At 64.6% G+C, this 22,143-nt stretch carries 24 protein-coding genes; 16 read left to right on the top strand and 8 right to left on the bottom strand.

Annotation, left to right across the window (positions count from 1 at the left end; all coding sequences use genetic code 11):
- Positions 1 to 2 precede the first annotated feature (2 nt).
- Positions 3 to 914, bottom strand: coding sequence for a Rossmann-like and DUF2520 domain-containing protein (locus CEW87_RS04760; RefSeq protein WP_159098082.1), 912 nt, complete (start codon positions 912 to 914; stop codon positions 3 to 5).
- A 132-nt stretch (positions 915 to 1,046) separates the two neighbouring features.
- Here CEW87_RS04760 and CEW87_RS04755 point away from each other — a divergent pair, with 132 nt between their 5' ends.
- The 11 genes from CEW87_RS04755 to CEW87_RS04705 all read left to right on the top strand — a co-directional run bounded on the left by CEW87_RS04755 (position 1,047) and on the right by CEW87_RS04705 (position 11,887).
- Positions 1,047 to 1,538: a DUF3305 domain-containing protein gene (locus tag CEW87_RS04755; RefSeq protein WP_108971676.1), complete on the top strand. Its 492-nt coding sequence runs from the start codon at positions 1,047 to 1,049 to the stop codon at positions 1,536 to 1,538.
- Positions 1,535 to 2,161, top strand: coding sequence for a DUF3306 domain-containing protein (locus CEW87_RS04750; RefSeq protein WP_108971675.1), 627 nt, complete (start codon positions 1,535 to 1,537; stop codon positions 2,159 to 2,161). The genes CEW87_RS04755 and CEW87_RS04750 overlap by 4 nt, the downstream gene beginning before the upstream one ends.
- 269 nt (positions 2,162 to 2,430) lie before the next feature.
- On the top strand, positions 2,431 to 4,536 hold the full coding sequence (locus tag CEW87_RS04745; protein WP_108971674.1) for a 4Fe-4S binding protein: 2,106 nt from the start codon (positions 2,431 to 2,433) through the stop codon (positions 4,534 to 4,536).
- An 8-nt stretch (positions 4,537 to 4,544) separates the two neighbouring features.
- The gene (locus tag CEW87_RS04740) at positions 4,545 to 5,168 is read left to right on the top strand and encodes a TorD/DmsD family molecular chaperone (protein WP_234421666.1); all 624 of its coding nucleotides are present in this window, start codon (positions 4,545 to 4,547) and stop codon (positions 5,166 to 5,168) included.
- A 49-nt stretch (positions 5,169 to 5,217) separates the two neighbouring features.
- Positions 5,218 to 5,424, top strand: a complete 207-nt coding sequence (locus tag CEW87_RS04735) for a hypothetical protein (RefSeq protein ID WP_108971672.1) — start codon at positions 5,218 to 5,220, stop codon at positions 5,422 to 5,424.
- A 13-nt stretch (positions 5,425 to 5,437) separates the two neighbouring features.
- Positions 5,438 to 8,344, top strand: a complete 2,907-nt coding sequence (locus tag CEW87_RS04730; RefSeq protein ID WP_108971671.1) for a formate dehydrogenase subunit alpha — start codon at positions 5,438 to 5,440, stop codon at positions 8,342 to 8,344.
- A 16-nt stretch (positions 8,345 to 8,360) separates the two neighbouring features.
- On the top strand, positions 8,361 to 8,969 hold the full coding sequence (gene fdh3B, locus CEW87_RS04725; protein WP_108949792.1) for a formate dehydrogenase FDH3 subunit beta: 609 nt from the start codon (positions 8,361 to 8,363) through the stop codon (positions 8,967 to 8,969).
- A complete protein-coding gene (locus tag CEW87_RS04720; protein WP_108949791.1) occupies positions 8,966 to 9,193 on the top strand; it encodes a hypothetical protein in 228 nt (75 codons plus the stop codon). The genes fdh3B and CEW87_RS04720 overlap by 4 nt, the downstream gene beginning before the upstream one ends.
- A gap of 11 nt (positions 9,194 to 9,204) precedes the next feature.
- Positions 9,205 to 10,239 (top strand): formate dehydrogenase subunit gamma, encoded by a 1,035-nt coding sequence (locus CEW87_RS04715; RefSeq protein WP_108971670.1) that lies wholly within the window; start codon positions 9,205 to 9,207, stop codon positions 10,237 to 10,239.
- Positions 10,236 to 10,451, top strand: coding sequence for a hypothetical protein (locus tag CEW87_RS04710; RefSeq protein WP_108971669.1), 216 nt, complete (start codon positions 10,236 to 10,238; stop codon positions 10,449 to 10,451). The genes CEW87_RS04715 and CEW87_RS04710 overlap by 4 nt, the downstream gene beginning before the upstream one ends.
- Before the next feature lie 254 nt (positions 10,452 to 10,705).
- Positions 10,706 to 11,887 (top strand): THUMP domain-containing class I SAM-dependent RNA methyltransferase, encoded by a 1,182-nt coding sequence (locus tag CEW87_RS04705; RefSeq protein WP_108971668.1) that lies wholly within the window; start codon positions 10,706 to 10,708, stop codon positions 11,885 to 11,887.
- 54 nt (positions 11,888 to 11,941) lie between these two features.
- Here the strand turns inward: CEW87_RS04705 and CEW87_RS04700 are convergent, their stop codons facing one another.
- Together CEW87_RS04700 and CEW87_RS04695 are read right to left on the bottom strand one after the other, a co-directional pair.
- Entirely contained in the window at positions 11,942 to 13,075 is a 1,134-nt protein-coding gene (locus tag CEW87_RS04700; protein ID WP_108971667.1) for a PilT/PilU family type 4a pilus ATPase, read from the bottom strand.
- A 97-nt stretch (positions 13,076 to 13,172) separates the two neighbouring features.
- Positions 13,173 to 14,216: a type IV pilus twitching motility protein PilT gene (locus CEW87_RS04695; RefSeq protein WP_108949787.1), complete on the bottom strand. Its 1,044-nt coding sequence runs from the start codon at positions 14,214 to 14,216 to the stop codon at positions 13,173 to 13,175.
- Positions 14,217 to 14,318: 102 nt separating this feature from the next.
- Here CEW87_RS04695 and CEW87_RS04690 point away from each other — a divergent pair, with 102 nt between their 5' ends.
- The 4 genes from CEW87_RS04690 to CEW87_RS04675 are packed head-to-tail and all read left to right on the top strand — an operon-like array spanning position 14,319 to position 16,781.
- Positions 14,319 to 15,035 carry a YggS family pyridoxal phosphate-dependent enzyme gene (locus CEW87_RS04690; RefSeq protein WP_108971666.1) on the top strand — a complete coding sequence of 239 codons (717 nt, stop codon included), beginning with the start codon at positions 14,319 to 14,321 and terminating at the stop codon, positions 15,033 to 15,035.
- A gap of 40 nt (positions 15,036 to 15,075) precedes the next feature.
- On the top strand, positions 15,076 to 15,900 hold the full coding sequence (gene proC / locus CEW87_RS04685) for a pyrroline-5-carboxylate reductase (RefSeq protein ID WP_108971665.1): 825 nt from the start codon (positions 15,076 to 15,078) through the stop codon (positions 15,898 to 15,900).
- A 6-nt stretch (positions 15,901 to 15,906) separates the two neighbouring features.
- A complete protein-coding gene (locus CEW87_RS04680) occupies positions 15,907 to 16,488 on the top strand; it encodes a YggT family protein (protein WP_108971664.1) in 582 nt (193 codons plus the stop codon).
- Complete coding sequence (locus tag CEW87_RS04675; protein ID WP_108971663.1) at positions 16,485 to 16,781, top strand: DUF167 domain-containing protein; 297 nt, start codon at positions 16,485 to 16,487, stop codon at positions 16,779 to 16,781. The genes CEW87_RS04680 and CEW87_RS04675 overlap by 4 nt, the downstream gene beginning before the upstream one ends.
- A gap of 23 nt (positions 16,782 to 16,804) precedes the next feature.
- Here CEW87_RS04675 and CEW87_RS04670 read toward each other — a convergent pair whose 3' ends face one another.
- From CEW87_RS04670 to CEW87_RS04650, 5 genes are read right to left on the bottom strand one after another with little or no spacing between them, the layout of a single operon-like run.
- A complete protein-coding gene (locus CEW87_RS04670) occupies positions 16,805 to 18,082 on the bottom strand; it encodes a dihydroorotase (RefSeq protein ID WP_108971662.1) in 1,278 nt (425 codons plus the stop codon).
- Between the two features lie 10 nt (positions 18,083 to 18,092).
- Positions 18,093 to 19,052, bottom strand: coding sequence for an aspartate carbamoyltransferase catalytic subunit (locus tag CEW87_RS04665; protein WP_108971661.1), 960 nt, complete (start codon positions 19,050 to 19,052; stop codon positions 18,093 to 18,095).
- Positions 19,045 to 19,545: a bifunctional pyr operon transcriptional regulator/uracil phosphoribosyltransferase PyrR gene (gene pyrR, locus CEW87_RS04660; RefSeq protein WP_108971660.1), complete on the bottom strand. Its 501-nt coding sequence runs from the start codon at positions 19,543 to 19,545 to the stop codon at positions 19,045 to 19,047. The genes CEW87_RS04665 and pyrR overlap by 8 nt, the downstream gene beginning before the upstream one ends.
- Positions 19,532 to 20,005 carry a Holliday junction resolvase RuvX gene (ruvX, locus tag CEW87_RS04655; protein ID WP_108971659.1) on the bottom strand — a complete coding sequence of 158 codons (474 nt, stop codon included), beginning with the start codon at positions 20,003 to 20,005 and terminating at the stop codon, positions 19,532 to 19,534. The genes pyrR and ruvX overlap by 14 nt, the downstream gene beginning before the upstream one ends.
- Positions 19,998 to 20,564, bottom strand: a complete 567-nt coding sequence (locus CEW87_RS04650) for a YqgE/AlgH family protein (protein ID WP_108971658.1) — start codon at positions 20,562 to 20,564, stop codon at positions 19,998 to 20,000. Before CEW87_RS04650 ends, ruvX begins: the two co-directional genes overlap by 8 nt.
- Before the next feature lie 99 nt (positions 20,565 to 20,663).
- On the opposite strand from CEW87_RS04650, the gene CEW87_RS04645 reads away from it, so the two are divergent.
- Positions 20,664 to 22,106 (top strand): cryptochrome/photolyase family protein, encoded by a 1,443-nt coding sequence (locus tag CEW87_RS04645; RefSeq protein WP_108976927.1) that lies wholly within the window; start codon positions 20,664 to 20,666, stop codon positions 22,104 to 22,106.
- Positions 22,107 to 22,143: the final 37 nt, after the last annotated feature.

Below are 22,143 nucleotides of genomic sequence, written 5' to 3'. Positions count from 1 at the left end.
CCTCATCGTTCAAAGGGGTCAGAGTCGTTTGATCGGCGTTCAAACGACTCTGACCCCTTTGAACTGCCTGAGATGTCGGCGCGGGTGAGGCCGTTTTCGGGTGGGGCGAGACCGAGCGCCACCAGCGACAGCACCCGGTAGGCTTCGCCAAGGTCGGGGTCCAGGTCTGTGGTCGCGTCGATCTCGTCGCGGATGGTCTGTTTGTCGCCGCGTGCCACCGGCCCGGTCAGTGCGGCACGGGTGCCGTTGCGGTCGACGTTGGTCAGCGTGCCGGCGACCAGTGGTTGCAGTGCGGACCATGCGGTGTCGCGGTTCACGCCGGCGCCTTCCATGCAGCGCAGTGCGGCCTCCATCAGCGCGACGAGGTGGTTGCAGGCCAGTACTGCGGCGGCGTGGTAGCGCAGCTTGTGTTCGGACGCCACTGCAAAACGGCGTGCGCCGATGGCGTCGAACAGGGGGGCGAGGCGCTGCAAGGCTTCGGGCTCGCCCTCGCAGGCGCAGAATGTGCCGTCGAAGCTTGTGATTGCGGTATCCGGGCTGGCGAAGGACTTGAGTGGGTGGATGCTCGCAGTGTGGGCGCCGCTTGTCTGCAGAGGGGCGAGTACGGCTGAGGCGAGCGCGCCACTGCAGTGAAATGCGATGTCGCCCGGGCGCAGTGCAGCGTCTGCTGCGAGACGAGTAGCGATGCCGGCGATGGCGTCGTCCGGTGTCGCGATCAGCCACAGTTCGGCGGCTGGCAGCGGGCCCTCGACGATGGGCGTGCCTCCGCCGATGAATTGGCATGCGCTACTGCAGCGTCCGGCATCGCGGCCGGCGACGGCGCCAATCCGCACCAGGCCCTTGTCCTGCCACAGACGGGCGAGGGTGCGCCCGAGGCGGCCGGGACCAATCAGGTTGAGCGTTGGAATGAGCATGGATCGATTGTATGTGAGGGCGGTCCACAATGCAGGGCAGTGGCGGCGGTGCGGAGTCTGCGCCGCGATGCGCGCGGCCGCTGGCTGACGTATTCTGTAAACGAGATTCGTACCCATCCAAGGAATGCCCGCATGCACCACTTTCCCGTAGCCGTGATCATGGAGCGTCGACGCTTGCAGAATCGCTGGGTCGATGAGGCCTGGGAGGCTGTGGGGGTGGTGCCGGCGTTCGATGCCGAGGCGCAGTCCGAGCCGGGCGCGCCGAGGCCGGCGCCGCGCCAGATCCTGAACGAAGACGATCGCGATCAGTGGCTGTTTGACGGCTTCCGGCTGGAGCTTTTTCGCGACGAGGTCGACAACTACTTTCTCAACATGAGTTCGCCGATTCCCAAGGTCTTCGTGATGTGGCGCAAGGAGGGCGAGATTGCAGCGCCCGAGGTCACTTCCGTAAGTTATGGAGAGGCGGCGCGCTGGCTGGATTCCGGCGAGCAGGTGGATGGCATTCCGATGTCGCGCGAGGTGGCTGACTGGGTGGGCGACTTCGTCAACACGCATTACAAGCCGGCGCCGCGCAGGAAGGTGCGGCGCAATGATCCGCTGGCGCAGGACAGGGGGCGGGCATGAGCACACCGGGACGGTTCCTGTCGCGCTGGTCACGCCTGAAGCTGGCGCCGGTGGCGGAGACCAGGGCCGAGGCGGAACAGCAGGCCCCCGCGGCAACTGTTCCGCCCGCGGCCGCTGCGGCTGTCGAGGGTGGGTCGCCGGCAGGCGTCGATCAGGTGGCGGAGCCGGCTGCGTTGCCGGATATCGCCTCGCTTGCACTCGACTCCGATTTCACCGCCTTCCTCAAGGATGAGGTGAGCGAGGGGCTGCGTCGGCAGGCGCTGAAGAAGCTGTTCAATGACCCGCACTTCAATGTGATGGACGGGCTGGACATCTACATCGACGACTACTCCGTGTCGACGCCGATTCCGCCGGAACTGCTGGCCAAGCTGCGCTCGGCGGCCGAGTGGCTGGCCGACCGCGATGAGAAGGAGGACGCCGCTGCCGAGTCGACGTCGCAGCAGGTGGCGCAGACCCCGGACGAGGCGTCAGCGGGCGACGCCTTGCTGCCGGAAGCGGGCGCGGCCGAGCCTGCGCCGAGCGCGCCGTCCCAGCCTTGCCCAGCGATAGCGGGGGGCGAAGCATCTCCTGCCGGGGGTGTCGAAGCCGCGCCCATGGAGCAATCTGCTTCTTCCGGTCGCTGAGGGGCCATCGCCGGTTTCCCGGTGCTGCCCTGCGTTTGCTGTCGATGATGCGGGGAAATGGCTGAATCATGCGGCATGAACTGCGCATTCCAATATTGCGTCGCAATAAATTGAGTTGATGCGACATATTGGCCTGGATGGGACATTTTGTCCTTGCAGTGCGTTGATTTCCGTTCTGCTCAGGTGTTCTGGTTTCTTTTTGCGCTTATGAGGTGGTTTGCATAGGCCCGGAGACTGCTTTAAGTCCACACCTCAAAGGATGTGGGCCAATGCGCAATAGCAGCAAACAGATCCGTCTTTGCGATTGCAATCGCAGCTTCGACCTCGACGCCGAGCGGCTGAGCGGACTTTCGTCCGGCGCCGGTGTCTCGGTTCATCACGAACTCTGCCGCCGCGAACTGCCGGTGCTGGAGGCCGACCTTGCCGCCGGGTGCGACGTGGCGGTTTCCTGTACGCAGGAGTCGGCCCTGTTCTCCGAACTCGCCGACTCGATCGATTCTGCCCGCCCGATCCGCTTTTTCAATCTGCGCGAGAACGCCGGCTGGTCGGATGAGCGCGCAGCGGTGACGCCGAAGATGGCAGCCCTGATCGCAGCGGCGACCACCCTGCCCGACGTCGAGCCGGTGACCGGCGTGCAGATGCATGCCGGACGCGCGCTGCTGATCGTCGGCGAAGCGGGCGCAGCACTGGGCTGGGCGGAGCGTCTGGCGTCCAGCTTCGATGTCTCGGTGCTGATGACCGAGCGCGCGGGCGAAGTCGAGCTGCCGGCCGAGAACACCTGTCAGGTGTGGTCAGGTCGTCCGCTGGCGCTCAAGGGCCACCTGGGCGCGTTCGAACTGAGCTGGGCGCAGCAGAACCCGATCGATCTCGATCTGTGCGTGCGCTGCAATGCCTGTATCAAGGCCTGTCCGGAAGGTGCGATCGGTTTCGATTTTCAGGTCGATGCGAACAAGTGCAAGAGTCATCGCGCCTGTGTCACTGCCTGTGGAGAGATTGGCGCGATTGATTTTTCCCGCAAGGATGTTGCACGCAGCGAGCAGTTCGATCTGGTGCTCGATCTGCAGGCCGAGCCTCTGCTCAAGCGCGTCGAGCTGCCCGACGGCTATGCCGCGCCCGGTCGCGATCCTTTCGATCAGGCGCTGGCGGTTCAGGCCCTCGGCGAATGCGTCGGCGAGTTCGAAAAGCCGCGTTATGTGGCGTTCGAGTCCGGGCTGTGCGCACACAGCCGCTCGCGCAAGTCGGGCTGCAACAACTGTATCGAGGTCTGCTCCACCGAGGCGATCCGCAGCAACGGTGACGTGATCGCGGTCGATCCCTATCTGTGCAAGGGCTGCGGCACCTGCAGCACGGTGTGCCCGTCGGGTGCGCTGTCCTTCCAGTATCCACGGGTGCCTGACGTCGGCCTGCAGGTCAAAACCGTACTGGCCGAATATGCGCGCGCCGGTGGCAGCGATGCCTGCGTGCTCTTTCACGCGGCTGACGCCGGCGGCAAGCTCATCGAGCGGCTGGCGCGCCGCGGTCGCGGCCTGCCGGCACGGGTGATTCCGGTTGAAATCTGGAGTGCGGATGCGATCGGCCTCGACCTGATGCTTGGCACCCTGGCGCTGGGCGCCTGTCAGGTGGCGGTGCTGACGGCCGGCAGTCACGATCCCGCGCCGCTTCAGGCTCAGGCCGGACACGCTGCGGCGATTCTCGGTGCGCTCGGCTATGCCGGCGAGCCGGTGCGTATCGTCGATGCAGCCGATGCCGACGACTGGAAAAAGCTCGAGCGCGCGCTGTGGGACTGGACTCCGGCAACTGCCGTGAGCCGGCCGGCGAGTTTCCGCCTGCTGCCGAAGAAGCGCGAAACCCTTGATCTGGCGCTGCGACATCTGGTCGCCGAAGCGCCGGCGGCGCGCACCGAAGCCGGTGTGCCGGCAATGGTGGCACTCAAGGCCGGGGCGCCCTTCGGGCAGGTCATGGCGAGCGATGCGTGCACCTTGTGCATGGCCTGTACCGGTGCCTGTCCGGCCGGTGCGCTGCGCGCGTCCAACGACTCCTACCGCCTCGATTTCATCGAACGCAACTGCCTGCAGTGCGGACTGTGCGTGAATGCCTGTCCGGAGTCGGCGCTCAGTCTCGAACCGCGCTTGCTGTTCGGTGACGAGGCCCGCCGCGCGCGCAAGCTGCGCGAAGCCGACACCTTCCACTGCGTGAGCTGCGGCAAGGCGATGGGCGCTTCGCCGATGATCGAGGCCATGATCTCCCGCCTCACCGGCCACTCGATGTTTGCCTCGGCCACCGAACTCGGCCGCCTGCGCATGTGCGGCGACTGCAGGGTGATCGACCTGATGAAGAACGAGAAGAGCACCAAAGCCTGGGACATGACCGAATGAATGCACCGATGAGTACCGATGCCCGCAGTCTGCAGCCCGCACCGGCGTGGTCGGATGAGGACCGTGCCCGTGCCGAACACTATGCGCTGCTTGCGCGCCTGTACTTTGCTGCGCCGGATGCGGCCCTGCTCGAAGGGCTGAGCCGGACTGCGCAGGTGCTGGGTGCAGGCAAGGGTGCCTTCCCGGAGGCCTGGGCGGCCCTTGGCGAAGCCGCGGCAGCGACCACGGCCGAGGCGGTCGGGGCCGAGTATTCCGCCTTGTTTCAGGGCGTGGGTCGTGCCGAAGTCATGCTCAACGGCTCCTGGTATCTGACCGGCTTCCTGCAGGAAGAGCCACTCGCCGAATTGCGCGAGGACCTGCTCGAACTCGGGCTCGGGCGTCGCGAAGGCGTGGCTGAAACTGAGGACCACATCGCCGCGCTGGCCGAAGTGATGCGGCACCTGGTGGTGACCGGCCCGGACGACGAGGGCCTGGTGCGCCAGCAGGCATTTTTCAGTCGCCACCTGGCGCCGTGGTACGGCGCTTTTGTGGCGGAGGTCGCGGCAGCGCCGTCGGCCAGTTTCTATGTACGGGTCGGCAGTCTGCTGCAGGCCTTTTTCGATATCGAGCGCCAGGCGTTCGACATGGTGTGATCGGGCCGGTCGTGGCCCGCAGTCCGTCTAATTGATGGGGAGAACGAGGATGAGCGAAAACAAGACCAAGCTGTCGCGGCGGAATTTCCTGCTGTCGCTCGGGGCTGGCGGTGCCGCAGGTGCGGCAGCGGTGGCCACGGTGGCGAGCGGGCCGGCTGCACCGGCAGTGGAGCAGGCGGTGAAGAGTACCGCCTCCAGCGAGCGCGTCGGCACCAGCGAGCACATGCGCAACTACTACCGCACTGCGCGCATCTGAAGGAGAGCAAACGATGTTGACCAGGAAAAGTGCCGTCGCGAGCGGCAGCAGCAACCGGCGTTTGCGCAGCTCGGCCGCCCGCATCATGGGCAAGACCATGGACCGCCGCGCCTTCCTCAAGCATTCCGGCCTCGGCATGGGGGCGGGCGCGATTGCCACCCAGTTGCCCTACAACCTGATCGGTAGCGCCGAAGCGGCCGAGTCGGCTGAGAACCGTATGGCCGGTGGCGAGGAAATCAAGCGCACCGTGTGTACCCACTGTTCGGTGGGCTGTGCGGTGGATGCGGTGGTGAAGAATGGCGTTTGGGTGCGTCAGGAGCCGGTGTTCGACTCCCCGATCAACCTCGGCGCGCACTGCGCCAAGGGTGCATCGGTGCGCGAGCACGGTCACGGCGAACATCGCCTGAAGTACCCGATGAAGCTGGTCGACGGCAAGTACCAGAAGATCAGCTGGGAGCAGGCCCTGAGCGAAGTGGGCGACCGCCTGCTGAAGATCCGCGAAGAAAGCGGTCCGGACGCGGTGTACTGGGTGGGCTCGTCCAAGCACAACAACGAGCAGTCCTATCTGCTGCGCAAGTTCGTGTCCTTCTGGGGCACCAACAACTGTGACCACCAGGCCCGCATCTGCCACTCCACCACGGTGGCCGGCGTTGCGAACACCTGGGGTTACGGCGCGATGACCAACTCCTACAACGACATGCAGTTCGCCAAGGCGATGCTGTTCATCGGCTCGAACGCAGCCGAGGCGCATCCGGTGTCGTTGCTGCACATCCTGCACGCCAAGGAAAACGGCGCCAAGATGGTCGTCGTGGATCCGCGCTTTACCCGCACCGCGGCCAAGGCCGACTACTTCGTGCGCATCCGTTCCGGTACCGACATCCCCTTCATCTGGGGCATGCTGTACCACATCTTCAAGAACGGCTGGGAAGACACCAAGTACATCAACGATCGCGTCTTTGGCCTGGAGAAGGTCAAGGAAGAGATCATGACCTGGACGCCGGAGAAGGTGACCGAGGTCACCGGCATTCCGGAAGAGCAGGTCTTCAAGGTCGCCGAGGCGATGGCGAAGAACAAGCCGTCGACCGTGGTGTGGTGCATGGGCCAGACCCAGCACACCGTCGGCAACGCCAACGTGCGCGCAATGTGCATCCTGCAGCTGGTGCTGGGCAACGTGGGCAAGTCCGGTGGTGGCACCAACATCTTCCGCGGCCATGACAACGTGCAGGGCGCGACCGACGTCGGTCCCAACCCCGATTCGCTGCCGGGCTACTACGGTCTGGCTGCCGGCTCGTGGAAGCACTGGGCTACGGTGTGGGGCGTGGACTACGAGTGGATCAAGGGGCGTTACGCCTCCGAGGCGATGATGACCAAATCGGGCATCACCGTATCGCGCTGGATCGACGGCGTGCTCGAGGACAACGAACTGATCGACCAGGATTCGAACCTGCGCGCGGTGGTGTACTGGGGCCATGCGCCCAACTCGCAGACGCGTGGTGCGGAGATGGTCGAGGCGATGAAGAAGCTCGACACCATGGTGGTGATCGACCCCTATCCGTCGGCCACGGCGTCGATGGCGGCGATGGTGCGCAAGGAAGGGGTGTATCTGCTGCCGGCGGCGACCCAGTTCGAAACCTACGGCTCCTGCACCGCGTCGAACCGCTCCATCCAGTGGCGCGAGAAAGTCATCGAGCCACTGTTCGAGTCCAAGCCTGACCACACCATCATGTATGCCTTCGCCAAGAAGTTCGGCTTTGGCGACGAGCTGGTGAAGAACGTCAAGCTCAACAAGGACAAGCAGGGCTGGGACGAGCCGGAGATCGAGGACATCCTGCGCGAGATTAACCGCGGCACCTGGACCATCGGCTACACCGGCCAGTCGCCCGAACGTCTCAAGCTGCACATGAAGAACATGCACACCTTCGACGTGAAAACGCTGAAGGCTTCGGGCGGTCCCTGCGACGGCGACTACTTCGGTCTGCCGTGGCCCTGCTTCGGCACCCCCGAGATGAAGCACCCCGGTACGCCCAACCTGTACGATACCTCGAAGCACGTCATGGACGGCGGCGGCAACTTCCGCGCCAACTTCGGCGTCGAGCGCGACGGCGTGTCGCTGCTCGCCGAGGACGGTTCGGCCTCCAAGGGTGCGGACCTGCAGATGGGCTATCCCGAGTTCGACCATGTGCTGCTGAAGAAGCTCGGCTGGTGGGATGAACTCACCGACGAGGAAAAGGCACTGGCCGAGGGCAAGAACTGGAAGACCGACATTTCCGGCGGCATCCAGCGCGTGGTGATGAAGAATCACGGTTGCCACCCCTTCGGCAACGCCAAGGCGCGTGCGCTGGTGTGGAACTTCCCCGATCCGGTGCCGCTGCACCGCGAGCCGATCTATTCGCCGCGTCCGGACATGGTCGAGAAGTACCCGACGCACGCCGACAAGATGGCCTTCTGGCGTCTGCCCACGCTGTACAAGTCGCTGCAGGACAAGGTCAAGGACATCTCCAAGGAATATCCGCTGATCATGACCTCGGGACGCCTGGTCGAGTACGAGGGCGGTGGCGAGGAAACCCGCTCCAACCCGTGGCTGGCCGAGCTGCAGCAGGAAATGTTCGCCGAAGTGAACCCGAAGGACGCCAACGACCAGGGCATCCGCAACGGCGATTACATGTGGGTCGAGTCACCGACCAAGGCCAAGCTCAAGGTGCGTGCCCAGGTCACGGAGCGGGTGGGTGCGGGCACGGTGTTCCTGCCCTTCCACTTCTCCGGCTGGTGGCAGGGCGAGGACATGCTCAAGTACTACCCGGAAGGTGCAGCGCCAATCGTGCGTGGCGAGTCGGTCAACACCGCGACCACCTACGGTTATGACTCGGTGACGATGATGCAGGAAACCAAGACGACCCTGTGCCGGGTCATGAAGGCCTGAGGGGGAGGAGAGAATAATGGGACGCATGAAATTTCTGTGTGACGCAGAGCGCTGCATCGAGTGCAACGGCTGTGTCACCGCCTGCAAGAACGAGAACGAGGTGCCATGGGGCGTCAACCGACGCCGTGTGGTGACGATCAACGACGGTGTGCCGGGCGAGCGCTCGATGTCGGTGGCCTGCATGCACTGTTCGGACGCGCCGTGCATGGCCGTGTGCCCGACCAACTGCTTCTACAAGGCAGATGGCGGCGTGGTGCTGCACGACAAGGACATGTGCATCGGCTGCGGCTATTGCTTCTTCGCCTGTCCGTTCGGTGCGCCGCAGTTCCCCAATGGCCCGAGTGCCTTTGGCGAGCGCGGCAAGATGGACAAGTGCACCTTCTGTGCCGGTGGTCCGGAAGAGACCGGCTCCAAGGAGGAGTACGCCAAGTACGGCTCCAACCGTCTGGCCGAAGGCAAGCTCCCGGCCTGTGCCGAGATGTGCTCGACCAAGGCGCTGCTGGCGGGCGATTCGGCTGCCGTGTCCGACATCTTCCGCGACCGCGTGCTGCGTCGTGGCAAGGGCCTGGAAGCCTGGGGCTGGATGACGGCCTACGGTGAAGAGCAGAAGGAGGGCGCGAAATGAGCGCACGAGGCTTGATGTCGATGCTGGCCGCGGTCGCGCTGGCCGGCGGGCTGGCGGGCTGTGGCGAGCAGCCGCAGGTGGTCACTTACGAGCAGGGCAAGTATCAGGGCAAGGCCGACAGCCAGCCCTGGGACAACCCCGTGTTCAAGGGTGACAAGGCGGCCTGGGAGCTGGCGATGAAGAATCGCGCCCGCGCGCAGAACGAATACAACCGCACCCAGTGAGGAGGCTCACCATGAAGACATTCTTCATGCGTCGCGGCAGCGCCCTGCGGCTTGTCATGCTGTGCTGGATGATGGCGCTGTTCGGCGCCTTCATGCCTGCACACGCGGCAGGCGAGGCGGCTGCCGAACAAGTGGCGCGCGAGCAGTCGCAGCCGCTGAACAATGCGCCGGTGTGGCGGGAGGTGCGTTCGGGCCAGGAACACTTCACTTTGGCAAAGGGACCGGAAGCCGGCGTCCTGATCCAGAGCGAGGGCAATACCTGGCGGCAGTGGCGCAACGGCCCGATCACCCAGTACGGCGGCTGGCTGCTGATTCTTGTACCTTCGGCCATTGCCTTGTTCTGGCTGGTCAAGGGCACGATGAAGCTGCATGACAGGCCGACCGGTCGCAAGATGAAGCGATTCTCGGGCTTCGAGCGCTTCGCACACTGGGGAACGGCAATCACCTTTATCGTGCTGGCGTGCACCGGGCTCGCAATCCTGTTCGGCAAGCATGTGCTGGCGCCGATCTTCGGGCCGGAGTTCTTCGCTTCCCTGCTCGTTGTCGGCAAGCTGATCCACAACTACGTCGGGCCGGTATTCGGTGTGTTCGTGCTGCTGATGATCCTCACCTTCCTGCGCGACAACGTGTGGCAGGCTTGCGATGCGATCTGGATCAAGCGTGCAGGCGGACTGCTCGGCGGCGATCATGTGCCTTCGAGCCGCTTCAACTTCGGCGAGAAGACCTGGTTCTGGATGGGCGTGACCTTTCTCGGTCTGACGGTGGTGCTGTCCGGACTGGTTCTGGACTTCCCCAACTACGGCTGGACGCGGTCCGACATGCAACTGGCCAACATGGTGCACGGCGTGAGCGCACTGGTACTGCTTGCCTTGTCCTTCGGTCATATCTACATGGGCACGATCGGTGTCGAAGGCGCCTACCAGTCGATGAAGACCGGTTACGTGGATGAGACGTGGGCACGGGAGCATCACGAGTTCTGGTACGACGACGTCAAGGCCGGGAAGTCCGGCCATCCTCAGGATTCGGTTACAGGAGCACGTTCATGAAATCCATGCTTAGCGCAGTGCTGCTCGTCGCCGGCCTCGGTCTGGCGACCGGCCCGGTGTGGGCCAAACTGCCGGCGCCTTCGGAAGAAGCTCAGGCCAAGGCGGCAGAGGCCAAGGAAAAGGCTGCAGAGGCGGCCAAGGTCGCCGGCGAGCAACTCGCTGCGGCGCAGGATCGTGTTGCCGCCGCATGGAAGCTCAAGGCGGGCAAGTAAGCCTGCCGGCGCGATTCGCTGTAACAGGGCCCGGACACCGTTTCCCCTCCAGTATGGGTGTCCGGGCCTTCTTCAGGCCCCGTCTGGCGCGAGTCGGACGGGGTTTTTCTTTTCCTGCGGGCGGCGCCCGATGCAGCTGAGTCGGGACAAGCGTGTGGCACACGTTACAATGCGCGCATTCCGCCCCGCCCGAGCGTGAGCCCTGTGATCCACAGCGGCCGCTTGTGGCATTTCCATTCATTCCGGAGCGCTTCATGGCCGAAACATTCTTTTCCCCCTGCCCACGTGGCCTCGAAAACCTGCTGGCCGACGAGTTGCGGGGTTTCGGTGCGGCAAGCGCAGAGGTTCTTCATGGCGGGGTGATGTGGAGCGGCGACTGGGCGAGCTGCTATCGCGCCAACCTTGAGAGCCGGCTGGCGACGCGCGTGCTCTGGCGTGTGGGGCGCAGCCGCTATCAAGGCGAGATCGACATCTACAAGCTCGCCTACAGCGTGACCTGGGCCAAGTGGTTCACGCCGGACGACAGCATCCGCGTATCGGTGACGGCGCAGCAGTCTCCCCTGAAGAGTCTCGAATTCATTACGCTGCGGATCAAGGATGCGGTGTGCGACCACTTCCGTACCGTGGTGGGACGTCGCCCCGACGTGGATACCGCGAATCCCGCGGTCCGCATTCATGCCTTCCTCACCAAGGACATGGTCACCCTGTACATGGATACCTCGGGTGAGCCCCTGTACAAGCGGGGTTTCAAGACGGCTGCCGTCGAGGCGCCGCTGAAGGAAAACATTGCTGCAGGCATCCTCAAACTCAGCGGCTGGCAACCTGGCGAGCCGCTGATCGATCCGATGTGCGGCAGCGGCACCTTCCTGCTCGAGGCCGCGCAGATGGCGCTCGGAATCGCGCCGGGACTGGGGCGAGGGTTCGGCTTCGAGCGCTTCAAGAATCTGGACGAGGCCACCTGGTCGGCCGTGCGCAGTGCGGCAGAGGCACGGCGCAAGCCGCTCGCGCCGCTGCCGATCTTCGGTTCGGACATTGTTGGCGATCAGGTGCGTCGAAGCCGCGAGAACCTGGCCGCAGCCGGACTCGACAAGTGCGTGACGCTGGATCGGGCCGACATTCTCGATCGGGTGGCGCCGTTCGCTGCCGGGGTGATGGTGACCAATCCGCCCTACGGGGTGCGGATCGGCGAGGCAGAGGAGCTGGCCGCCTTCTATCCGCAACTGGGCGATGCGCTGAAAAAACACTGGGCCGGCTGGCGCTGCTACTTCTTCAGCGGCGACATGATGCTGGCCAAGCTGATCGGCCTGAAGGCCAGCAAGCGCACCCCGTTGTTCAACGGGGCGCTGGAGTGCCGGCTGTTCGAGTACAAGGTGATTTCCGGCAGCATGCGCGACAAGCCACGCGCTGCAGATGACGCACAGAAGGATCCCTCCTGAGGCCTGGTCAGGTCGGGGCTTCGGCGACGCGGTCCGCTGCCGAAGCCCCTTGCGTCAGACGATGTCGAGGTGCTGGATGCCCGAGCTCATGTCCTTGTCGCCCAGCTTGCTGTTGAGCTTGATCTGCAGGCGCAGGTCGTTGACCGAGTCGGCGTTTCGCAGTGCATCCTCGTAGGTGATCATGCCTTCCTCGTAGAGGTCGAACAGCGACTGGTCGAAGGTCTGCATGCCGAGCTCGCGCGAACGCTTCATGATCTCCTTGATGCCCGGCACCTCACCCTTGAAGATGAGGTCGGAGATCAGCGGCGAATTGAGCAGGACTTCGACTGCCGGGATGCGGCCCTTGCGGTCCTTGAGCGGCATCAGGCGTTGCGAGATCATTGAGCGCAGGTTCAGCGACAGGTCCATCAGCAACTGCGAGCGACGTTCTTCCGGGAAGAAGTTGATGATGCGGTCGATGGCCTGGTTGGCGCTGTTGGCGTGCAGCGTGGCCAGACACAGGTGACCGGTTTCGGCGAAGGCGATCGCGTAGTCCATGGTCTCGCGGTCGCGGATCTCGCCCATCAGGATCACGTCCGGCGCCTGGCGCAGGGTGTTCTTCAGCGCGGCCTCCCAGTTCTCGGTGTCGATGCCCACTTCACGCTGGGAAATGATGCAGTTCTTGTGCTGATGCACATACTCGATCGGGTCTTCTACGGTGATGATGTGACCGTAGCTGTTCTCGTTGCGGTAATCGACCATCGCCGCCAGCGAGGTCGTCTTGCCGGTACCCGTCCCGCCGACGAAAATCACCAGGCCACGTTTGGCCATTGCGATGTCCCGCAGCACGGCCGGCAGCCCCAGTTCGTCGAAAGTTGGGATCTTCAGCGCGATGGTTCGCAGGACGAGGCCGACCCGCCCCTGCTGGATATAGGCATTGGCGCGGAAGCGGCCGATGCCGGCCGGCGAGATCGCGAAGTTGCACTCCTTGGTGGCCTCGAACTCGGCGGCCTGGCGATCGTTCATGATTGCGCGGGCGAGTTCGGCGGTGTGAGCGGGGCTCAGCGCCTGGTTCGACTGCGGCACGATGCGGCCGTCGATCTTGATTGCCGGCGGAAATCCGGAGTTGATGAAAAGGTCGGAGCCGTTCTTCTGCAGCATCAGCCGCAGCAGGTCATGCATGAACTTGAGTGCCTGATCGCGTTCCATTTTCAGCTCCCTTTAGCCGCATGAATGCGCATGCGGACAGAATGAGTGTCTCGTCCGGTTGCAGCCTGCGGCCGACCCACGGCGCAGGCGTGCTGCTTCAGCCGGCGAAGCTTTCCTTGTTCTGTGCCTTCAGCCTGGCTTCGGCGTTTGACACGATGTTACGCCGCACCAGATCGGACAGGCACTGGTCGAGCGTCTGCATGCCGACGTTCTGTCCGGTCTGAATCGCGGAGTACATCTGTGCGATCTTGTTTTCGCGGATCAGGTTACGGATTGCAGGGGTGCCGATCATGATTTCGTGTGCAGCCACGCGGCCGGCGCCATCCTTGGTCTTGAGCAGTGTCTGCGAGATCACCGCACGCAGCGACTCGGAGAGCATCGAACGCACCATGTCCTTCTCGGCCGCCGGGAACACGTCGACGATACGGTCGATGGTCTTGGCTGCAGACGAGGTGTGCAGCGTGCCGAACACCAGGTGGCCCGTCTCGGCCGCGGTGAGCGCCAGACGGATGGTTTCGAGGTCGCGCATTTCGCCCACCAGGATGACGTCGGGGTCTTCACGCAGTGAGGCGCGCAGCGCGTTGGTGAAGGACATCGTGTCGCGGTGCACTTCGCGCTGGTTGATCAGGCAGCGCTTGGATTCGTGTACGAATTCGATCGGATCCTCGACGGTGAGGATGTGGCCGTATTCGTTCTCATTGACGTAGTCGACCATGGCCGCCAGCGTGGTCGACTTGCCCGAGCCGGTGGGGCCGGTGACGAGCACGATGCCGCGCGGCTGGTTGGCGATGTCCTTGAAAATCTTCGGGCAGTTCAGCTCTTCGAGCGTGAGCACCTTGGATGGAATGGTCCGGAACACGGCGCCCGCGCCGCGGTTCTGGTTGAAGGCGTTGACCCGGAAGCGCGCCAGGTTGGGAATGGCGAAGGAAAAGTCGCACTCCCAGGTTTCCTCGTACTGCTTGCGCTGGCCGTCGTTCATGATGTCATACACCATGGCATGGACGTCCTTGTGTTCCATCGGCGGCAGGTTGATGCGCCGGACGTCTCCGTGCACCCGGATCATCGGCGCCAGGCCTGACGAGAGGTGAAGGTCGGAGGCCTTGTTCTTGACCGCAAAGGCGAGGAGTTCTGTGATGTCCATGATGTCGGTTCTGACGAGCTTGAGGAAGGGGCGTCCGGAGCCGCCGGCGGGGCCGGTGCTATACTTTCGGCGCAGTGCTCCGAGAGAAAAGGCTTTGGCAATATGACATCAATCTCCGCCAACTTGCAAGCCGTTAGCGCACGGATTGTAGCGGCTGCGCGCGCCGCAGGACGCGACCCGGCCTCGGTGCGCCTGCTGGCGGTGAGCAAGACCAAGCCCGCAGAGGACGTTCGTGCCGCGGCAGCGGCCGGGCAGCGTGCTTTCGGCGAAAACTATGTCCAGGAAGGCGTGGATAAGATCGCCGCGCTGGGCGATGCCGGGCTTGAGTGGCATTTCATCGGACCGCTGCAAAGCAACAAGACGCGTCCGGTGGCGGAATCCTTCGACTGGGTGCACGGCATCGACCGGCTGAAGATCGCGGAGCGGCTGTCTTCCCAGCGCAGTGGCGATCTGGCGCCGCTCAATGTGTGTATCCAGGTCAATGTCAGCGGCGAGGCCAGCAAGAGCGGCGTGACGCCTGCCGAGGTGCCCGAACTGGCGAGGGCAATCGCCGTCCTGCCACAGCTGCGCTTGCGCGGCCTGATGTGCATTCCCGAGCCCAGCACCGACCAAAGCCTGGTGCGCAGCCGCTTTGCCGCGCTGCGCGTGCTCCGGGATGCGCTCGTGGCGGAGGGAATGACGCTCGACACCCTGTCGATGGGCATGTCACACGATCTCGAAGCGGCGATTGCAGAAGGGGCGACGATCGTTCGCGTCGGTACGGCAATATTCGGCGAGCGGCAGTTGCCGCCGCATCAGGACGGGACGGCTCGCGATTGAAGCCGGCTCCTCAACACTTACCCCATGGTTCGGACGACAAATGAAAATTACCTTCCTTGGTGGCGGCAACATGGCCATCGCACTGATCGGCGGCATGATCGAACGCGGTTTCGTTGCACAAGACATCCAGGTGATCGAGCTTGATGCCGACAATCGCGAGCGCCTGCACAAGCGCTTCGGCGTCCGCGCGACCGGCGTGGCGGATGCGCAGGCGCTGGCCTGCGATGTGCTGATGCTGGCGGTCAAGCCGCAGCAGATGAAGGCTGCGGTCGCGCCGCTGGCGGGTGCGCTGAAGGATGTGCTGGTGATCAGTATTGCGGCAGGGCTGCGGCTCGGCGATATCGGGCGCTGGCTTGGCAGTGCGGCAACACCCTACAGCCGTATCGTGCGCTGCATGCCGAATACCCCCGCGCTGATCGGTGCTGGCATCACCGGGCTGTATGCCGATCCCTCGGTCGACGCCGCGGGCAAGGAAGCCGCCGGACGGATTCTCGCCGCGGTCGGCTCCACGGTGTGGATCGAGGACGAGGCGCAGATGGATGGCGTGACCGGCGTGTCCGGTAGCGGCCCGGCCTATGTATTCCATTTCATCGAAGCGCTGGAGGCAGCGGGACGTGCGCAGGGCTTCGACGAGGCCACGGCGCGCAAGCTTGCGATCGACACGGTGCTGGGCGCTGCGCGCCTGGCTGCAGGCTCCGAGGATGCGCCTTCGGTGCTGCGCGAGAAAGTGACCTCCAAGGGCGGCACGACTGCCGCGGCACTGGCCCATCTCGCCCAGGCTGGCTGGCACGATACCCTGGTGGACGCCGTGGCGGCCGCTGCAGACCGTGGCCGTGCGCTCGGCGACGAGCTTGGAAAGGACTGATCGCGCATGCTCAACAACGTCCTGTTACTCATCGTCGATACGGCGATCAGCCTGATCACCCTGGTTTTGCTCGCGCGTTTCTTCATGCAGTGGCAACGGGTGTCGTTCCGCAATCAGATCGGACAGTTCGTCGTCACCGCCACCGACTGGGTGGTGCGACCGCTGCGGCGCGTGGTGCCGGGACTGTTCGGTCTGGACATGGCAAGCCTGCTGCCGGCGTGGGCGTTCCAGACCTTGCTGGTGGTGTTCGAGATCCTGATTCGCGGCGTCGCCCTCGGTGGCGACGGTGCCGGCATCGCGCTGGGCGTGCTCGGCCTCGGACTGGTCGAGATGCTGCGCATGATGGTGTATCTGGTGTTCGGCGTGGTGCTGATCTCTGCGGTGCTGTCCTGGGTCAGTCCGCATGCGCCGGCTGCGGCGCTGTTCGACGCGCTGGCGGCGCCCTTTCTGCGCCCGTTCCGTCGCGTGGTGCCGACCATCTCCAATGTCGACCTGTCGCCGCTGGTCTTGCTGCTGGTGCTGCAGATCCTGCTGATGGTGCTCGGTGGCATGCGTAACAGCTTCGCGCCCATGCTGTTCGGGCTGTGAGCGACTGGCTGCGCGAAGCTGCCGATGGCAGCCTGACCCTGACCCTGCATATCCAGCCGGGAGCAAAGAAGACTGGCTTTGCAGGTCTGCATGGCGAGGCGATGAAGATCCGTCTCGCCGCACCGCCGGTAGACGGCAAGGCCAACGCGGCCTTATGCGTCTTTCTGGCGGATTTCTGCAAGGTGCCGAAATCCGCCGTGAGCCTGGTCAGCGGCGAGACCTCGCGTGCCAAGCGGGTGCGCGTGGAAGGCGCCGCGAATACGGTGGCAGCCAGGCTGCGTGAGCAGGCCTGAGCTGCCTTTCCCGGTCTGGCTGTTCAGCCGATGAACATCAACTGCCCTTCGACCAGCGTGTAACGCACCTTGCCCGGGAGTTCCAGACCGAGGAAAGGGGTGTTCTTGCCCTGGCTGCGCAGGCTGTCGCGGTTGATGCAGACCTGCGCTTCCGGGTCGAAGATGCACACGTCGGCGCGCGCGCCGGGTGACAGATGGCCCGCCTTGGTGATGCCGATGATCGCTGCGGCGTCCGACGTGATGCGTGCGAGCGCGTCGATGAGCGGCAAGCGGGCGCGCTCGGCCCATTTCAGCGTCAGCGGCAGCAGCAGTTCAAGGCCTGTTGCACCGGCTTCGGATTCGCTGAAGGGGGTGAGCTTGCCGTCGTCGTCGACCGGGGTGTGGTCGGAACACAGGGCGTTGATGCGGCCCTCGGCCAGGCCACGGCACAGTGCGTCACGATCGCGCTGGCTGCGCAGCGGCGGGACCAGGTGGCAGTTGGCGTTGAAGTAGCCGATGTCCATGTCCGACAGGTGCACATGATTGATCGACACGTCGCAGGTCACGTCCATGCCCTCGGCGCGCGCCTGGTCGATCAGCTTCAGGCCCTCTGCGCTCGACAGGCGGGTGATGTGCAGTCGGGTCTGGGTAATGCGCGCCAGTTGCAGGTATGTGAACAGGGCGACGGTTTCGGCCGCCACCGGGATGCCAGGCAGTCCAAGGCGGGTGGCAACCTCACCGTCGTGGGCGTAGCCGCCGCGCGACAGGAAGGGGGCGATCGGCTGCAGCCAGACGCGGAAGTCGAAGGTGGCCGCGTACTGCATGGCCCGCATCAGCACCGTGTTGTCGACGATCGGCACATTGGCCTGCGAGAACGCGACGCAGCCGGCCTCGACCAGTTCGGCCATTTCCGACAGGCGCTCGCCCTTGAGTCCGAGGGTCAGTGCTGCGACCGGATACACATGGGCGCGGTTGAGTTTCTTGGCTCTGTAGCACAGCATCTCGACCAGACCCGGTTCGTCCAGCACCGGGTCGGTGTCGGGCGGGATGGCCAGGCTGGTGACGCCGCCGGCCATCGCTGCATCCATCTCGGACTCGAGCGTAGCGCGGTATTCGAAGCCGGGCTCGCGCAGGCGGGCGGAGAGGTCGATCAGGCCGGGCGCCACCACCAGTCCGCCGGCGTCGATCGTCTTTTCGGCGACGAAACCGTCGGGGGCGGTGCCGAGAGCGACGATCTTGCCGTCGGCAATGAACACGTCCTGAACGCAGTCTGTCTTGTTGGCGGGGTCGATCACCCGGCCGTTGGCAATACGGATCTTCATCGAATCTTCCTTACTGGCCGGCAAGCATGCTCATGACCGCCATGCGGACGGCAATGCCGAAGGTCACCTGGGGCAGGATCACCGCCTGCGCGCCATCGGCGACGGCAGAGTCGATCTCGACGCCGCGGTTCATCGGTCCCGGGTGCATCACGATAGCGTCGGGCTTGGCCTGTGCGAGTTTTTCCGCGGTCAGGCCCCAGACCTTGTAGAACTCCTGAGGTGTGGGCAGCAGCGCACCGTTCATGCGTTCGTTCTGCAGGCGCAGCATCATCACGACGTCGACGCCGCGCAGGCCTTCGCTCATGTCGTGGAACACGCGTACGCCCATTTTCTCGATGTCGGTCGGCAGCAGTGTTTTAGGGCCGATGACGCGGACTTCGGGCACACCCAGCGTGGTGAGCGCGCAGATCTGCGAACGTGCCACGCGCGAGTGCAGTACGTCGCCGACGATGGCAACCGTCAGCTTGGTGAAGTCCTGCTTGTAGTGCCGGATCGTGTACATGTCCAGCAGACCCTGGGTGGGGTGGGCATGACGACCGTCGCCGGCGTTGACGACGTGGATGTCGTTGCGGCCGTTGGCGCGCAGGTGCTGGGCGATCAGGAAGGGCGCGCCGCTGGCGGCATGGCGCACCACGAACATGTCGGCCTGCATCGCGCACAGGTTGTCGACGGTGTCGAGCAGACTCTCGCCCTTGGCCGTGGAGCTGGTCGACACGTTGAGGTTCACCACGTCGGCTGACAGGCGCTTGGCGGCGATCTCGAAGGTGGTGCGGGTGCGCGTGGAGTTCTCGAAGAACAGGTTGAAGATGCTCTTGCCGCGCAGCAGCGGCAGCTTCTTGACCTCGCGCTCGGCCACTTCGGTAAAGGGTGCGGCGGTATCGAGAATGGCGTTGATGATGTCGCGCGGCAGGCCGTCCAGCGTGAGCAGGTGCTGCAGCTCGCCGTTCTTGTTGAGCTGGGGATTAAGCATCGACCGTCCTCAGGTTCAGGCTGCCGTCTTCGTCGCGCTCCAGTTGCAGGTTCTGCGACGCAGGCATGGGTTCGGGCAGGGTCAGGGCGCAATAGCGGGCGGCGACAGGGAGTTCGCGCCCGCCGCGATCCACCAGAACGGCCAGCTCGACGCAGGCAGGGCGGCCGAAGTCGAACAGCTCGTTCAGCGCGGCACGGGTGGTGCGGCCGGTGTAGAGCACGTCATCGACGATGATGACGTGCGCCGCTTCGACGCTGAAGGGGATCTCGGTGCGCTGTGGCTTGGTGTGCAGGCCCCGGGCGCCGTAGTCGTCGCGATAGAAGGAGACGTCGATCGCCCCCAGCGGCTGGCTGATGCCGAGCATGGCGTGCAGGCGTTCGGCCAGCCACAGGCCGCCGGTACGAATGCCAACCAGGGCAGTGGTGGGGGTGATGTGGGGGCGCAGCTGTTCGGCAAGCTGCCGGCACAGGTTTTCTGCATCAAGACTTGGCATGTCGGATGGAGTCCAGAAAGTGTTGCAGGATCAGTTGAGCAGCGACGGCGTCGAGTTGCTGCTTGCGTTCGCGCCATTGCTTGACGCCGGCCTCGCGCAGTTGCTGTTCGGCCTCGACCGAAGACAGGCGTTCGTCGGTCAGCATGACCGGCAGGCCGAAGCGGCCGTGCAGCTGATTGGCAAAGCGGCGGCAGCGTGCGCTGAGTTCATGCTCGTCGCCATCGAGGTGACGGGGCAGGCCGACGACGAGGGCCACAGGTTTCCACTCGTCAATCAGCCTGGCGATGGCGCCAAAGCGGGCATTGTTGCTTTCTTCGTGCAGGGTCTCAAGGGCCGCTGCATGACCGGTTTCGAGTTCGCCGCTGGCCACGCCAATGCGCGCCAGGCCGAAGTCGAAGCCAAGGAGGCTGCCACGTGCAGGCAGTGCAGGCGGCGTTGCAGCCGCCGCGCTTTCAGGCATGCCCGGCAACCTCGCTCAGTTTCGCGAAGTCGACCCCCAGCTTCAGCATCGCGGCGGCCAGGCGCTCCTCGGGTGGCAGGTCGAAGATGATTGCCATGTCGGCAGGTACCGTCAGCCAGGCATTGTCCGCCAGTTCCTGCTCGAGCTGTCCCGCATCCCAGCCGGCATAGCCGAGGCTGACCAGCACTTCGCTGGGTTCGCCGGTGGCGCCGATCACCTGCAGGATGTCGCGGCTGCTGGTGAGCCCGACCTCGTCATTGACGCGCAAGGTCGAGTGCCATTCGCCGCTCGGGCGATGCAGCACGAAGCCACGGTCGGTCTGCACTGGCCCGCCGAAATACACCGGCTGGTCGGCGAAGCCTTCTGCGTCGAGCGGCAGTTCGATGCGCTCGAACAGGGTCGCGAGCGTCATGTCGATCGGCCGGTTCACGATCACGCCCAGAGCACCCTGGTCGTTGTGTTCCGCGATATAGGTCAGCGCACGGGCGAAATGCGGATCCGCCATGCTGGGCATGGCGATCAGGAAGTGGTGCGTGAGATTGCTCGAGACGGTATCCATCCGCGTATTTTACGCCGACACTGCGCGCCTTGCGCGGGGAACCTCATCGGTCCACCTGTGCTCATACTCGGCCCCTGTTCATCCTGGATGTTCGACCTCATGCATGCTGCACTTGTCTGGTTTCGCCGCGATCTGCGCCACTTCGACCATGCGGCCCTGCATCACGCCCTGCGTCATGCGGACAAGGTCTATTGCGTGTTCGTGTTCGATCGCGACATCCTCGACGCCCTGCTCTCGAGGGAGGACCGTCGGGTCGGCTTCATCCATCATGCGGTGACCGAGCTCGATGCGGCACTCGATGCTTTGGCGCGTGCGGCTGGCGGTCGTGGCGCGGGCCTGATCGTGCGTCACGGCAGGGCCGTGGAGGAGATCCCGCGCCTGGCTCGGGCGCTCGGTGTCGATCAGGTGTGCGTCAATCGCGATTACGAGCCTGCCGCGATCACGCGTGACAGCAAGGTGGCGGAGGAGTTGGCGGCGGCCGGCATCAGCTTCGTCGATTTCAAGGATCAGGTGATCTTCGAGCGCGACGAGGTGCTGACCCAGGGCCGCACGCCCTTCAGTGTCTTCACCCCCTATCGGAACGCCTGGATGAAGAAGCTCGACGACTTCTTCGTCCGTGCGTATCCGGTGGAGAAGCATGCTGGCGCACTTGCGCCGAAGCCGGCCGGGGAGCTTGTTCCGGCCCTGGACGAAATCGGCTTCGGCCCAGGAAATCTCGCCGAACTGCGCATGCCGCTGGGGGTGACGGGCGGGCGCACGCTGTTCGAGGAGTTCAAGGGCCGCATCGACCGCTACAAGCGGACGCGCGACTTTCCTGCGGTGAAGGGCGTGTCGTATCTGTCCACCCATCTGCGTTTCGGCACGGTGTCGATACGCGAACTGGTGGCCTATGCCTGGCAGCATGGCGGGGAGGGGGCGGAAACCTGGCTCAGCGAACTGGTGTGGCGCGACTTCTACCACATGATCCTGTGGCACCACCCGCGCGTGGTGGAGACCACCTTCAAGCCCGAGTACGTGCGCGTGCAGTGGGACGATGTGCCCGAGCTGTTCGCGGCCTGGTGCGAAGCCCGTACCGGCTACCCGCTCGTGGATGCTGCGATGCGCCAGCTCAACCAGACCGGCTACATGCACAACCGTCTGCGGATGATCGTGGCCTCCTTCCTGACCAAGGATCTCGGCGTCGACTGGCGTCTGGGCGAGCGCTATTTTGCCGATCACCTCATCGACTTCGATCTGGCCGCAAACAATGGCGGCTGGCAGTGGGCCGCGTCGACCGGTTGCGACGCGCAGCCCTATTTCCGCATCTTCAATCCGGTGACGCAGTCGGAAAAATTCGATCCCGAGGGGCGCTTCATTCGCCGCTATCTGCCTGAGCTCGAACGTGTGCCGAACAAGTTCGTCCATGCGCCGTGGACGATGGGCGGCATTGACCAGACTGCGGCGGGCACCCGGATCGGCGTCGACTATCCGGCACCTGTCGTCGATCATGCCAGCGCGCGGGCGCGCACGCTGTCGCGCTTCGGCGTCGTGAAGGCCGGCTGAAAACGGGGCAAGGCCCTGTCGCGGCCGGCCCCGGTTC

This window comes from Parazoarcus communis (assembly GCF_003111665.1).
Taxonomy (GTDB): domain Bacteria; phylum Pseudomonadota; class Gammaproteobacteria; order Burkholderiales; family Rhodocyclaceae; genus Parazoarcus; species Parazoarcus communis_B.
The sequence above is the reverse complement of the archived record's forward strand: the minus strand, read 5'-3'. Positions and strand labels throughout refer to the sequence as shown.

Coding starts and splice junctions, on each gene's coding strand:
- CEW87_RS04760 (WP_159098082.1), bottom strand. CDS start 914: ATGCTCATTCCAACGCTCAACCTGATTGGTCCCGGCCGCCTCGGGCGC.
- CEW87_RS04755 (WP_108971676.1), top strand. CDS start 1,047: ATGCACCACTTTCCCGTAGCCGTGATCATGGAGCGTCGACGCTTGCAG.
- CEW87_RS04750 (WP_108971675.1), top strand. CDS start 1,535: ATGAGCACACCGGGACGGTTCCTGTCGCGCTGGTCACGCCTGAAGCTG.
- CEW87_RS04745 (WP_108971674.1), top strand. CDS start 2,431: ATGCGCAATAGCAGCAAACAGATCCGTCTTTGCGATTGCAATCGCAGC.
- CEW87_RS04740 (WP_234421666.1), top strand. CDS start 4,545: ATGAGTACCGATGCCCGCAGTCTGCAGCCCGCACCGGCGTGGTCGGAT.
- CEW87_RS04735 (WP_108971672.1), top strand. CDS start 5,218: ATGAGCGAAAACAAGACCAAGCTGTCGCGGCGGAATTTCCTGCTGTCG.
- CEW87_RS04730 (WP_108971671.1), top strand. CDS start 5,438: ATGTTGACCAGGAAAAGTGCCGTCGCGAGCGGCAGCAGCAACCGGCGT.
- fdh3B (WP_108949792.1), top strand. CDS start 8,361: ATGGGACGCATGAAATTTCTGTGTGACGCAGAGCGCTGCATCGAGTGC.
- CEW87_RS04720 (WP_108949791.1), top strand. CDS start 8,966: ATGAGCGCACGAGGCTTGATGTCGATGCTGGCCGCGGTCGCGCTGGCC.
- CEW87_RS04715 (WP_108971670.1), top strand. CDS start 9,205: ATGAAGACATTCTTCATGCGTCGCGGCAGCGCCCTGCGGCTTGTCATG.
- CEW87_RS04710 (WP_108971669.1), top strand. CDS start 10,236: ATGAAATCCATGCTTAGCGCAGTGCTGCTCGTCGCCGGCCTCGGTCTG.
- CEW87_RS04705 (WP_108971668.1), top strand. CDS start 10,706: ATGGCCGAAACATTCTTTTCCCCCTGCCCACGTGGCCTCGAAAACCTG.
- CEW87_RS04700 (WP_108971667.1), bottom strand. CDS start 13,075: ATGGAACGCGATCAGGCACTCAAGTTCATGCATGACCTGCTGCGGCTG.
- CEW87_RS04695 (WP_108949787.1), bottom strand. CDS start 14,216: ATGGACATCACAGAACTCCTCGCCTTTGCGGTCAAGAACAAGGCCTCC.
- CEW87_RS04690 (WP_108971666.1), top strand. CDS start 14,319: ATGACATCAATCTCCGCCAACTTGCAAGCCGTTAGCGCACGGATTGTA.
- proC (WP_108971665.1), top strand. CDS start 15,076: ATGAAAATTACCTTCCTTGGTGGCGGCAACATGGCCATCGCACTGATC.
- CEW87_RS04680 (WP_108971664.1), top strand. CDS start 15,907: ATGCTCAACAACGTCCTGTTACTCATCGTCGATACGGCGATCAGCCTG.
- CEW87_RS04670 (WP_108971662.1), bottom strand. CDS start 18,082: ATGAAGATCCGTATTGCCAACGGCCGGGTGATCGACCCCGCCAACAAG.
- CEW87_RS04665 (WP_108971661.1), bottom strand. CDS start 19,052: ATGCTTAATCCCCAGCTCAACAAGAACGGCGAGCTGCAGCACCTGCTC.
- pyrR (WP_108971660.1), bottom strand. CDS start 19,545: ATGCCAAGTCTTGATGCAGAAAACCTGTGCCGGCAGCTTGCCGAACAG.
- ruvX (WP_108971659.1), bottom strand. CDS start 20,005: ATGCCTGAAAGCGCGGCGGCTGCAACGCCGCCTGCACTGCCTGCACGT.
- CEW87_RS04650 (WP_108971658.1), bottom strand. CDS start 20,564: ATGGATACCGTCTCGAGCAATCTCACGCACCACTTCCTGATCGCCATG.
- CEW87_RS04645 (WP_108976927.1), top strand. CDS start 20,664: ATGCATGCTGCACTTGTCTGGTTTCGCCGCGATCTGCGCCACTTCGAC.